Origin of the sequence: Raoultella sp. (assembly GCF_039594335.1) — a bacterium.
Classification (GTDB): Bacteria; Pseudomonadota; Gammaproteobacteria; order Enterobacterales; family Enterobacteriaceae; genus Klebsiella.
Genome location: NZ_JBCNNS010000006.1, coordinates 1 through 12,666, shown reverse-complemented (window position 1 = coordinate 12,666; position 12,666 = coordinate 1). Strand labels below are relative to the sequence as shown.

Here is a 12,666-nt window from a genome sequence, read left to right as displayed (position 1 = left end):
TATGTCCAGTTCGTGTCACTGTCCAGCAGAGTGGCTACTCTCTTTCGTGTTTTCCGTATGACCTTTGCAAGCGCCCGTGGCGAGGATTGTCCGGCGCAGAGACTCTGAGGGGATATTTATGCGTTGCGTCACAAAACCTGCTAGACTGCGCCCCTTCATGGCATTGTGGTTTTTGCCATCTCTATTCGCAATAATCACCCCGAAAACTACGCCTGTCACGGGCCGGGGTGGTTTGGAGTTGTTATGTCTTTTGATTCCCTTGGCCTGAACCCTGAGATCCTGCGCGCTGTCGCCGAGCAGGGTTACCTTGAGCCAACCCCCATTCAGCAACAGGCTATTCCTGCGGTGTTGCAGGGACGCGATCTGATGGCAAGCGCCCAGACCGGCACCGGCAAAACGGCAGGTTTTACCCTGCCGCTCCTGCAGCATCTGATTCAGAAAGAGCCGCATGCGAAAGGCCGTCGTCCGGTGCGCGCGTTGATCCTCACGCCAACACGTGAACTGGCGGCACAGATCGGCGAAAACGTTCGCGATTACAGCAAGTACCTGAATATTCGTTCGCTGGTAGTCTTTGGCGGGGTGAGTATTAACCCGCAGATGATGAAACTGCGCAGCGGCGTCGATATTCTGGTGGCGACCCCTGGGCGCCTGCTGGATCTTGAACATCAGAATGCCGTCAGCCTGGACAAGGTTGAAATCCTGGTGCTTGATGAAGCCGACCGCATGCTCGATATGGGCTTTATTCATGATATTCGCCGCGTGCTGGCGAAGCTCCCGGCGAAGCGCCAGAACCTGCTGTTCTCTGCGACCTTCTCCGACGACATCAAAACGCTGGCGGAAAAGTTGCTACATAATCCGCTGGAAATCGAAGTGGCTCGCCGTAATACCGCTTCCGAGCAGATAACGCAGCACGTCCATTTCGTTGATAAGAAACGTAAGCGGGAACTGCTGTCGCAGATGATCGGTGAAGGTAACTGGCAGCAGGTGCTGGTCTTTACCCGCACCAAACATGGTGCCAACCACCTGGCTGAGCAACTGAACAAAGACGGCATCCGCAGTGCGGCTATTCATGGCAACAAGAGCCAGGGGGCGCGTACCCGCGCATTAGCCGACTTTAAATCCGGCGGTATTCGCGTGCTGGTGGCGACGGATATCGCCGCGCGTGGGCTGGATATCGAAGAGCTGCCGCACGTCGTCAACTACGAGCTGCCTAACGTACCGGAAGATTATGTTCATCGTATCGGCCGTACCGGTCGCGCAGCCGCCACCGGCGAAGCGCTGTCGCTGGTCTGCGTAGACGAGCATAAACTGCTGCATGATATCGAACGTCTGCTGAAAAAAGAGATTCCGCGTATTGCCATCGATGGCTATGCACCGGATCCGTCTATCAGAGCGGAACCGATTCAAAACGGCCGCCAGCAGCGTAGCGGTGGCGGCGGTCGTGGTCAGGGGCAAGGACGTAACGCCCAGGGGCAGGGTCGCAGCCAGCAGTCTGCGCCGCGTCGTAATGATGGCGAAGCGCCGAAAACCGGGGCGAAACCTTCGCGCCGCAGCGGCGAGGCGAAACCGGCTGGCGAGCAACAGCGCCGCCGTCGCCCGCGTAAACCTGCGGCCGCTGAGTAACCGCCTCCCGCCACATGGACATCATCCGGGCAACACGCTTTGCCCGGATGATGCAACGTCACTTGCACGCAGCGTACATGGTGTCTCTGGGTTCTTCCTGCGCGAGCCCGGTGATTCCCGGTCGGTAGATTGACAAATCCCGAGCATCATTCCACATTGCTCAGAAAGAAACTCCTCCTGCTAGGCAAAAAGTGTCACAATAGTGGCTGTTTATACAGTATTCAGGTTTTCTCATGGCTTTGACCGCTGCGCTGAAAGCGCAAATTGCCGCCTGGTATAAGGCGCTTCAGGAACAGATTCCGGATTTTATTCCCCGTCCGCCACAGCGGCAGATGATTGCCGATGTGGCAAAAACGTTTGCCGGGGAAGAAGGCCGACACCTGGCCATTGAGGCGCCCACTGGCGTCGGGAAGACGTTGTCATACCTGATTCCCGGCATCGCCATCGCCCGTGAGCAGCAGAAAACCCTGGTGGTGAGTACCGCCAACGTAGCGCTACAGGATCAGATCTACAGCAAAGATCTGCCGCTGCTGCGCAAAATTATTCCCGATCTGCGTTTTACCGCCGCGTTTGGTCGCGGGCGCTATGTTTGCCCGCGCAATCTTACGGCGCTGGCCAGCACTGAACCAACGCAGCAGGACCTGCTGGCGTTTCTCGATGACGATCTCACGCCGAATAATCAGGCTGAACAGAAGCTGTGCGCGACGCTGAAAACCGACCTCGACAGCTACCGCTGGGACGGTCTGCGCGATCACACCGATAAACCTGTCGATGATGCGCTATGGAGCCGCCTGAGCACCGACAAAGCCAGCTGCCTCAATCGCAACTGCCACTATTATCGCGAATGTCCGTTCTTTGTTGCCCGACGAGAAATCCAGGAGGCGGAAGTGGTGGTGGCGAACCATGCGCTGGTGATGGCGGCAATGGAGAGCGAAGCGGTGTTGCCGGAGCCGAAAAACCTACTGCTGGTGCTCGATGAAGGCCATCATTTACCGGACGTAGCCCGCGACGCGCTGGAAATGAGTGCGGAAATGACCGCCTCCTGGTACCGGCTACAGCTGGATCTGTTCACTAAGCTGGTGGCGACCTGTATGGAGCAGTTTCGGCCGAAAACTACGCCGCCGCTGGCCAATCCTGAGCGCCTGACCAGCCACTGTGAGGAGCTGTATGAACTGATCGCCTCGCTGAACGCTATCCTTAATCTCTATATGTCTGCCGGCCAGGAAGCCGAGCATCGTTTTCCGATGGGCGAGTTGCCGCAGGAGGTGATGGATATCTGCCAGCGCCTGGCGAAACTGACCGAGATGTTGCGCGGGCTGGCGGAGCTCTTTCTTAACGACCTCGGGGAAAAAACCGCTAGTCACGACGTGGTACGCCTGCATCGGGTTCTGCTGCAAATGAACCGTGCGCTGGGGATGTTTGAAAGCCAGAGCAAGCTGTGGCGGCTGGCGTCGCTGGCGCAGTCATCTGGTGCGCCGGTCACCAAATGGGTGACACGCGATATGCGCGATGGTCAGACGCATATCTGGTTTCACTGCGTCGGCATTCGCGTCAGCGAGCAGCTGGAAAGATTGCTGTGGCGTAGCGTGCCGCATATTGTCGTCACCTCCGCCACCTTGCGCTCATTAAACAGCTTTTCACGCCTGCAGGAGATGAGCGGGTTGAAAGAGAAAGCTGGCGACCGCTTCGTGGCGCTGGATTCCCCCTTTAACCATGTTGAGCAGGGCAAAATTGTTATCCCGCAGATGCGCTATGAGCCGCTTATCGATAACGAAGAGCAGCATATTGCTGAAATGGCGGCTTATTTCCGCGAGCAGGTTGAAAGTAAAAAGCACCTCGGGATGCTGGTGCTGTTCGCCAGCGGGCGGGCGATGCTGCGTTTCCTGGAACATGTCCCCGATCTGCGCCTGCTCTTGCTGGTTCAGGGCGATAAGCCGCGCTACCGGCTGGTAGAGCTGCACCGTAAGCGCGTCGAAGGAGGGGAGCGTAGCGTGCTGGTGGGGCTCCAGTCCTTTGCCGAAGGGCTGGATCTAAAAGGTGAGCTGCTCAGTCAGGTACATATTCATAAAATCGCTTTCCCGCCGATAGACAATCCGGTGGTGATTACCGAAGGCGAATGGTTGAAGAGCCTGAATCGTTATCCGTTTGAAGTGCAAAGTCTGCCCGGCGCCTCTTTTAACCTTATTCAGCAGGTCGGACGCTTGATTCGCAGCCATAGCTGCTGGGGTGAAGTGGTGATTTACGATAAGCGTTTATTGACCAAAAACTATGGTAAGCGTCTACTGAACGCATTGCCTGTTTTTCCCATAGAACAGCCTGCCGTTCCAGAAGTTATCGTCAAAACGAAAGCAAAACAGACGCGTCGTAAACGGCGTTAACGGTGCGATGTCGGCGATGTGAGCAGCTAACAGGAGTCTTCGATGGACTACAGCAAGATCATTAAAGAAGTCGGGCGCGGGAAAAATCACGCGCGTGACCTGGATGTGGATACTGCCCGTGCGCTTTACTCGCGGATGCTGGATGGCGAGGTGACTGAGCTGGAGCTGGGCGGGATTTTAATCGCTCTGCGTATTAAGGGCGAAGGCGAAGCGGAAATGAAAGGCTTCTATGAAGCCATGCAGCAGAAGACTCTGCGTCTGACGCCGCCTGTCGCCAGACCCATGCCGATTGTGATCCCCAGCTATAACGGTGCGCGTAAGCAGGCTAATTTGACCCCTCTGCTTGCGGTTTTACTGCATAAGCTCGGCTTTCCGGTAGTGGTGCATGGTATCAGCCACGATCCGACCCGGGTGTTGACGGAAACGATTTTTGAGCTGATGGGGATCCCCGCCACCCGGCATGCGGGTCAGGCGCAGGCTCGGCTCGACTGCCATGAGCCGGTGTATATTCCGGTCGGCGTACTCTGCCCACCGCTGGAAAATCAGCTTGCCCTGCGCTGGCGTATGGGCGTGCGCAACAGCGCACATACTCTGGCAAAACTGGCGACGCCATTTGCTGAAGATGCGGCGCTACGCTTATCGAGCGTTTCTCACCCGGAGTATGTAGGCAAAGTTGCAAAATTCTTTAACGGGATCGGCGGACGGGCGTTATTAATGCACGGGACGGAAGGTGAGGTGTATGCCAATCCGCTGCGTTGTCCGCAAATTAGCCTGATTGACGCTTCGGGGACGCAAGTGGTGCATGAACGCCAGAGCGAGCTGCCGGAGGAGGGGACTGTACTGCCGGAATCAAAAGATCCTCAGGTCACCGCCCGTTGGATTGAGCGCTGCATCGTGGGCAGTGAGCCGCTGCCGACATCGCTGAGAATTCAACTGGCCTGCTGCCTGGTGGCGACCGGTGAGGTTACGACCCTGGAGCAGGGGCTGAGCAGGGTGGCGGAACACTGGTAGTCGCCGGTTTCCCCTGAAAAGAAGCACATTCCAATAAAAAAAGCCCGTCCGGTGGCACGGACGGGCAAAACAAGGGTATTAAAGGGTCGTTCAGGGTTAATACAGGTCGTGTAGCGATTATTTATAGATAACCGCAGTACCGCTAATTTTGTTGTTGGAGTTAGCGGAGGTGATGCTGTAACCAGTCGCACCAGCGGCTGCCGCTTTTTCAGCCAGTTTGGCTTCCAGTCCATCCAGAGTCGTTGCGCCTTCCGCAGACACCACGCCAATTTTGTTCATACTTTCAGCCTGAGACGGGCTAACCGGTTGAGCGGCGAAAGCGCCGAAGGACAGAGTAGTAAGGGCAATAGCAGCGGCAGCATATTTAATGGTTTTCATAGTTAATCTCTCGCAGGTTATCTTGTTAAGGGGACGATGTTCCGTCGATGTGATAAGTATCACGCTTTTTTGTGAGAGATAAAATCGAAGGAAATTAACAGTCTTCATCGATTTTTTTGAATGATTATTAATTTACTGAATATTAATAAATTATTTCATGACAGGATGGCCGCCAGGACTTTCACGGGATGAAGAATTTTTTCAAGGCACATTTTGCTAATTTTTTGGCCAGAAAACGTGCGCGAAAAGATAATGACTTCTACGGTAATGAACGGTAAAGGAAGGTCAGCGTAGCTGGCTGTCCTTGGATCCACGGCGATTATATCCTGAAAAGTTATTGTTATGTAAATCTTTATCCTGTTGGCACTTCACGCAGTATCTGACCCCCGGGATCGCCTTCCTTCGTGCCTCGGGAATGGGCTCTCCACATTCATCACAAAATTTGTGGCTCTCTCCGCTGGGAAGGGCGTTTCTCGCCCGCGCGACCGCATCGTCAACGGTGCTGTCGATCTGATCCTGGACTGCGCCATCACTTGCCCAACCTGATGCCATGATGTACCTCCTCACTGTTGTTACTATCATTATATACCCAGAATAATTCGCGCTGCGGGAGAGCGACGATGCAGAGCGTCCCCCCAGGAACTGGCTCCGGTAAGTGACTGGGGTGAGTGACAAATCTGTCCGCAACAGATTTGCATGCTGCGCTGCGGTGGCCTGTATAGGTGAGGCCCACAGATGAGCCGAGTAACGAAGCCAACGTGCAGGCAACTCAAGCATGACGGGTAGAATGAAGATGGGGGCAAAAATGGTTCAGGCAAGGGATCAGATTTCCGACCAGTCCCGCAGCAGGTTATGGTACAGATTAAGCAGCGATAGCACCTCATCACTCTCGCCGTGGCGACTCTTCAGCGTCTGAATATTACGATCCAGCTCGAATAGCATGCCGCGCCGTTTGTCATCGCGGATCATCGACTGGATCCATAAGAAGGAGGCCACGCGTACGCCCTGGGTCACCGGCGTCACGCAGTGCAGACTGCTTGACGGGTAGAGCACCAGGTCGCCTGCTGGCAGCTTGACCGTATGCTGACCATAGGTGTCGTTCACCACCAGCTCACCGCCTTCATAACTCTCCGGCGCGCTCAGGAACAGGGTGGCAGAAAGGTCGGTACGCATCCATCCGCCCAGGGCCTGACTACGGACCGCACCGTCAACATGAAAACCGTAGGTTTCACTCTGCTGATAGCGGTTAAACAGCGGGCTGGAGAGCGTTTTGGGCAGGGCGGCAGCGAAGAACAACGAGCTGCGGTTGAGCGCCGTGAGAACCCTGTTCTGCAATTCGCCATACAGCGGGCTACGGGTATCGACCTGCTGATTTTTTTTCACCAGCGCGCCCTGATCGCCGGTCGTGGCTCGCCCGTCCACCCAGTCGGCCTGCTGCAGCTGCGCACGAAAATCGTCAACTTCCTGCGGGCTGAGAACGGCGGGAATATGGTACATCATAGTTGTTTCTCCTGATGAAACGGGGCGTTGCCGCCCCGTCATGGATTAGAAATGCACGTTGGCGGTCAGCAGGAAAGTACGCGGTTCGCCCGGGTGATAACGGTAGCCGCTCTTGTTGATTGAGGCGACATAATTGGTATCGAACAGGTTATAGACGTTCAACTGCAGATCGACGTTACGGTTGATACGATAGCCCACTTTCGCATCCGCCACCCAGTAGCCTTCGGTGTAGGACGGCGTACCGACGGCGCCGTCGCTGCCGCGATGCATGCTGCCGATGTAGCGAGCGCCCGCGCCAAGGGAGATGGCATCGGTTGCCTGGTATTGGCTCCAGAGGGTAAAGGCGTGCTCAGGCGTGTACGGCAGCGCGCTGGTGCCATCCTGGGCGATGTTTTTGCCTTCGCGGATGCTGGCGTGCTGCTGGGTATATCCGCCGATGACCTGCCAGTCCTGGGTGATATTACCGGCCAGCGACAGCTCATAACCCTCAACGCGTTTTTTACCGTACTGCGAATAGGTGCCGTCGTCGTTTTGCTCGACTTCGTTCTCAATATCGGTACGGAAAAGCGCTGCCGTCAGCAGCAGACGTTTATCCATCAATTCCCACTTGGTGCCGACTTCGCTGGTCTTGGCTTTTTGCGGTTTAAAATCGGTACGGTTGGCGCTATTTCCGCTGCCGCCCTGGGCCAGGGCAAAGTTATTGCCGCCCGGAGGTTGCTGAGAGATAGCGTAGTTGACGTAAATGTTGCCGCTGTCGGTCAGGTGATACAGTGCACCGGCTTTCCAGTTCACCAGATTGCCGCTGGTGGAGGTATCAACCGTGGTGACCGGACTGTTTTTCGCCACGCCGTTCGGGCAGGCCACCGCACCGCGACCGGTGCCGCCGCACAGGCTGGCGCTGTCATATTTGGTCTGGTAGTTATCCAGACGAATGCCGCCGTTGAGTTCGAAATCACGGGTAATCTGCAGGGTATCGAAGGCATAAACGCCGAAGGTATCCGTCTGCCCGTTGGCGTTAGCGCCGCTGCGGTCCAGACCACCAATAGAGATGCTGCTATCGGGGTGGTAAATATTGACCGCCGGAGGCGTAATCGGGTACACACCGTAGTTGGTCTGCGTTTCCCGGGTCAGTTCGAAACCGGCGCTGATGTCATGTCCGATCGAGCCGGTATAAAACTTTGAGGTCAGGTTGGTCTGGTTGGTCAGAATTTTATTGCCGACGTCTTTGGTGTTCGCCAGACGCGACCAGGTCCAGGAACCGACATCGTTCGGGTCCGGCCGGGCGATGTTGGTCGCGCCGCCCATCACTGCGGTCAGCAGATAATCCTGTTTCACGCGCGACCAGCGAGTGGTGTTGCGAAGGGTGGTGCTATCGCTCAGGTCATGCTCGAAGCGCATGGTCACTGTATCAGTGGTTGAATCGTCGTAGTCGGAATCCGTCCCGTAGAAGTTGCTGGTGGCGACCTTACCCGAGTGATTGAGTGCTGCAGTGCCTGGGGTTGGCGCGGAGTACCCCGGCAGACCGATGGTCGGAATACCTCCGTCTGGCGTGTTGTGCTGGGTCACATGCAGATAGTTCAGATACAGACGGTTCTCAGTACCGAGACCAAACGCGACCGATGGGGCGATGCCGTAACGCTCGTTTTTGACATTATCGCGGCCGGCATCGTGGGTTTTTTCACCCATCAGATTCAGACGAACGGCGCTGGTTTCGCCGACGGTTTCATTGATATCGAGCGTACCACGGCGGAACCAGGCGCTGCCGGCGCTGACGGAAGCATCAATACCGGAGTCCAGACGCGGCTGCTTGCTGATCATATTGATTGAGCCGCTCGGGGCGCTACGGCCGTAGTCAGAACCCGACGGGCCTTTAATCACCTCCACCTGTTCGGTGTTAAAGGTATCGCGGGTCACACTACCGATATCGCGGACGCCGTCGACATAGATACTGTTAGAGGTATCGGCCCCACGCATGTAAATGCTGTCGCCGGTCGACGAGCTGCCGTTCTCCCCGGCGTAGAAGGCCCCGACACCGGGAACGTTTTTCAACGCATCGGTCAGGTTAGTCACGCCCTGATCTTTCATCACCTGGTCGGAGACCACGGTGACCGTACGAGTGGTATCGGCGAGCGGTCGGGAAAATTTGGGGTCGGCGGATTGCGTCGGGGCGTAAAGAGAGGGCGCCTGTGCTTCCACCACCAGCGTTTCACCGCTATTTTGTTCCGTGCTGCCTGCGGCAAGCGCCAGACCTGTCGGCGACAGGCTCAGACACATGCCGGTAAAAATCGTCAGCGAGCTAAAACTGCTGAACGGTAAATTTTGTTTTTTGTCCATTTCAATAAGCAACTTATAGTTTTATTTTAAGCCATTACAACCGCAGACCCAGTGATGGCGGGTCCCGACCGCTGCAGGTGATTTGTTAAAATAACAATGCATTTGATAATGATTGTGATAATCATTATCAAATGGCGGCGAATTTTTATCACTCATTGCTAAAAAAATAAATACATTTCTTTACGTGAACTGCAATTTTTCTACATAAAGGGTTGGTGTCGGGACAGGCCGGGCCTTGAGGGCCGGAAACACGATGGGTTTCGACCCGTTCAGCGCTGTGGATTATTTATAGATAATGGCGGTACCGGACATTTTATTCGCGCTGCTGGCGGAGTTGATTCGCCAGGCTATCGCCTCTTTTTGATGTGCTTTTTCCGCCAGTTTCGCCTGCAGATCATCCAGATTGCTGGCGCCAGAAGCGGGGACGGTGCCAGCCGTGCGTAGCGGACCGCTCTCGACGGTAGATGGCAGGGGGGAGCTCCCGGCTTGGGCAATAAAAGAGGTGGAGGCAAGGGTGATTGCGGTGAGTAACAGCAGATTTCTTTTCATGAGCATATCCTCATTAACTGCATGGGACATACTTTAAGTTTAGGCTCTTACGGCAGGATAGACAGGGTAAAAAACTGAAGCCAGACAATATCTTTTTTCAATAAATGGCGGCCCGACCAGGCGCACGCCGTGGGGCGGGCAAGAACAAACCGGCTTAACGGGCGTCCGGGCGGATCAGGTCGAAACGCAGATTTTCATCGATAGTGTAATAGGCGCTCGGCCCGCCGGCACGAAGAATTGGCCTGGCCTTAGCGGTCTGATACACGCCATTTTCCAACAACGATTCATCGATATGTACCGCGACCACTTCACCCAGCACCAGCCAGCTGTCGACAGGCTCGCCATCGGCACGAGTCAGGCGAATACATTGAGAGAGCCGGCATTCGAAGTTGACCGGGCTTTCTGCGACCCGAGGGGCGGTGACGATACGGCTGGCGGCGGGAGTCAGCCCGGCGCGGGCAAATTCATCTTCGTCGCGAGGGATGCTGGCGGAGGTTTCGTTCATCGCTTCAGCCAGAGGGCGGGTGGCCAGATTCCAGACAAACTCTTTGGTTTCGACAATATTCTGTACACTGTCCTTCCAGCCGCTGCTGGCAAAACCGATAATCGGTGGCCGATAGTTAAAACAGTTAAAGAAGCTGTAGGGGGCAAGATTGCGATGGCCAGCGGCGTCCAGAGAGGCGATCCAGCCGATAGGACGTGGGCCGATAATCGCGTTAAGCGGGTCGTGCGGCAGGCCATGTCCCTGTGAGGGTTGATAGAAATACATAGAACACCCGTAAGCGAATAAGAGATATCCAGACTCCCTTATTTACCGCGCCGCCGTCAACGGGTATCTTACGCGGCTGTTCAAAGGAGATTGCCATGAAAGCCCAGAAACCGGGGTTACACCCGCGTAACCGTCATCATCAACGTTATGATTTGCCCGCGCTATGCCAGGCTCACCCTGAGCTGCAAGGCTTTATCACCCTTAATCCGGTGGGGGAGCAGACCATCGATTTTGCTAACCCGCTGGCGGTGAAGGCGCTGAATAAGGCACTGCTGGCGCACTTTTACGCGGTGAAACACTGGGATATTCCGGACGGCTTCTTATGCCCACCGGTGCCGGGCAGAGCGGATTATATCCACCACCTGGCCGACCTGCTGGCGCTGGATACCGGCACTATTCCTGAAAATGCCAGCATCCTGGACGTCGGCACCGGTGCAAACTTAATTTATCCGCTGATTGGTGCGCATGAGTACGGCTGGCGCTTTACCGGCAGCGAAGTTAGTCCGGAAGCAATCGCCAGCGCGCAGGCGATCGTTAACGGTAACCCGGGACTCAACCGCCAGATTCGTCTGCGTCGACAGAAAGAGCGCGGGGCTATCTTTAGCGGTATTATTCATAAAAACGAGTGTTTTGATGCGACGTTGTGCAACCCGCCGTTTCACGACTCCGCTGCCAGTGCGCAGGCCGGCGGTGAGCGCAAGCGTCGGAATCTGGGGTTGGGGGCGGACAGCGTGATGAACTTCGGCGGCCAGCAGCAGGAGCTGTGGTGCGAAGGCGGTGAAGTGGCGTTCATTACGCAGATGATCCGCGAAAGCCAGCAGTTTGGTCGCCAGGTGAAATGGTTCACCTCACTGGTATCACGCGGCGATAATCTGCCGCCGCTTTATCGTGCGCTGACCGAAGCCGGTGCGGCGAAGGTGGTGAAAAAAGAGATGGCCCAGGGGCAGAAGCAGAGTCGCTTTATCGCCTGGACCTTCATGGACGAGACTAAGCGTCGCCGTCCGCTGGCGCGGTAAGGATCTTCGTTCGGGAGGCCTGCCCGCGCGAAATGAGCCCTGCGCCGTGATTATAGCGTCGGTTCTGCGGGCGGTGGTGCGGCGGTGGGCGTTGGTGCCGGCAGAACCTGGTAGGTTTGTACCGGCGCCCGTACCCCGGCGAGGTCGAAGTGTTTCTTCACCTGCGTATCGAGAGCAAAGCGTACCGTCCACTGTTTCAGCGGCAGGGTGGTGAAGGTGACCCGCAGGGTAAATGCCGTATTGCTCAGGCCGACAAGCCCGGCAAATGATGGCTCGCCAATCACCAGTCCGCGAATCTCCTCCTGATCCATCACGTCGGCAACCGCATTTTTCAGTGCCTGACCGGCTTTATCCAGATCCTCCTGTCTGTCGACATCGTAGTTGGCAACCACTGAACCGATACCGCGTACGAAGTTCGCAAAGGTGGTAATCGAGGACCACGGGATAATATGGTACGCGCCGGTATCCTGACGCACGCCAACGGAACGGATCGACATCCGTTCCACCGTGCCGGTTAACGGCCCGATGGTCACCAGATCGCCGGTATTCATCCCGTTTTCAAACTGGATAAAAATGCCGGTGATAATATCTTTGACCAGCGTCTGGGCTCCGAACGAAATGGCCAGCCCCAGCGCACCGGCGCCAGCCAGCAGCGGTGCAATGTTTACCCCTACCTCGGAGAGCAGGATCATCGCCGTGATGGTGCTGATAATGACCGCCAGCGCGTTACGAAATAACGTCAGTAGCGTGCGGGCACGAGCCCCCGGTAGCGGACGGCCGTGAATGTCCGAGGCCAGGCGGTTTTCAATCAGGCTGGCGAGCAGCGTCCAACCGACGGCGGAGAAGAACAGAATCAGCGCGATGCGAATCAGCACATCCACCGTTTTTTGTCCGGCGCCGTTTTGCATCCAGTTCCAGAAATCAAACAGTCCCCACGCGCTCATCAGCAGCATAATCGCTACGCAGACCACTAAAATTCGTGCCACTTTGAGCGCGACGGAGATCCAGTCGTTCAGCCGTTTTTGCAATTCAGGATAGTTGCGCTGGGTCTGCGGCGACAGGGTGATGGCTTTTGCTATCCAGCGTGACAAGATACCGGAGAGCAGCG

Annotated in this window: 11 protein-coding genes; 4 read left to right on the top strand and 7 right to left on the bottom strand. The window is 56.1% G+C overall.

All coding sequences use genetic code 11. The features are described 5' to 3' along the window. Positions 1-243 precede the first annotated feature (243 nt). From rhlE to ybiB, 3 genes are all read left to right on the top strand, one after another. Positions 244-1,623: an ATP-dependent RNA helicase RhlE gene (gene rhlE, locus ACZAHD_RS01695; RefSeq protein ID WP_462455248.1), complete on the top strand. Its 1,380-nt coding sequence runs from the start codon at positions 244-246 to the stop codon at positions 1,621-1,623. A gap of 233 nt (positions 1,624-1,856) precedes the next feature. Then, positions 1,857-4,001: an ATP-dependent DNA helicase DinG gene (dinG, locus tag ACZAHD_RS01690; RefSeq protein WP_462455247.1), complete on the top strand. Its 2,145-nt coding sequence runs from the start codon at positions 1,857-1,859 to the stop codon at positions 3,999-4,001. Between the two features lie 42 nt (positions 4,002-4,043). Next, positions 4,044-5,012 carry a DNA-binding protein YbiB gene (gene ybiB / locus ACZAHD_RS01685; protein ID WP_462455246.1) on the top strand — a complete coding sequence of 323 codons (969 nt, stop codon included), beginning with the start codon at positions 4,044-4,046 and terminating at the stop codon, positions 5,010-5,012. A 117-nt stretch (positions 5,013-5,129) separates the two neighbouring features. On the opposite strand, the gene ybiJ is transcribed toward ybiB, so the two are convergent. From ybiJ to ACZAHD_RS01655, 6 genes are all read right to left on the bottom strand, one after another. Continuing rightward, positions 5,130-5,390, bottom strand: a complete 261-nt coding sequence (ybiJ, locus tag ACZAHD_RS01680) for a DUF1471 family protein YbiJ (protein ID WP_462455245.1) — start codon at positions 5,388-5,390, stop codon at positions 5,130-5,132. 285 nt (positions 5,391-5,675) lie between these two features. Further along, positions 5,676-5,942, bottom strand: a complete 267-nt coding sequence (locus ACZAHD_RS01675) for a DksA/TraR family C4-type zinc finger protein (RefSeq protein WP_462455244.1) — start codon at positions 5,940-5,942, stop codon at positions 5,676-5,678. 270 nt (positions 5,943-6,212) lie between these two features. Beyond that, positions 6,213-6,890 (bottom strand): PKHD-type hydroxylase YbiX, encoded by a 678-nt coding sequence (ybiX, locus tag ACZAHD_RS01670; RefSeq protein ID WP_462455243.1) that lies wholly within the window; start codon positions 6,888-6,890, stop codon positions 6,213-6,215. A gap of 45 nt (positions 6,891-6,935) precedes the next feature. Next, positions 6,936-9,224 (bottom strand): catecholate siderophore receptor Fiu, encoded by a 2,289-nt coding sequence (locus ACZAHD_RS01665; protein ID WP_462455242.1) that lies wholly within the window; start codon positions 9,222-9,224, stop codon positions 6,936-6,938. Positions 9,225-9,506: 282 nt separating this feature from the next. Next, entirely contained in the window at positions 9,507-9,773 is a 267-nt protein-coding gene (locus ACZAHD_RS01660) for a YdgH/BhsA/McbA-like domain containing protein (protein ID WP_462455241.1), read from the bottom strand. Between the two features lie 154 nt (positions 9,774-9,927). Further along, positions 9,928-10,542, bottom strand: coding sequence for a flavin reductase family protein (locus ACZAHD_RS01655; RefSeq protein ID WP_462455240.1), 615 nt, complete (start codon positions 10,540-10,542; stop codon positions 9,928-9,930). A gap of 95 nt (positions 10,543-10,637) precedes the next feature. Here ACZAHD_RS01655 and rlmF point away from each other — a divergent pair, with 95 nt between their 5' ends. Continuing rightward, positions 10,638-11,558: a 23S rRNA (adenine(1618)-N(6))-methyltransferase RlmF gene (gene rlmF / locus ACZAHD_RS01650; RefSeq protein WP_462455239.1), complete on the top strand. Its 921-nt coding sequence runs from the start codon at positions 10,638-10,640 to the stop codon at positions 11,556-11,558. 50 nt (positions 11,559-11,608) lie between these two features. Here the strand turns inward: rlmF and ybiO are convergent. Beyond that, a partial coding sequence (ybiO, locus tag ACZAHD_RS01645) for a mechanosensitive channel protein (protein WP_462455238.1) occupies positions 11,609-12,666 on the bottom strand: 1,058 nt, incomplete at its 5' end.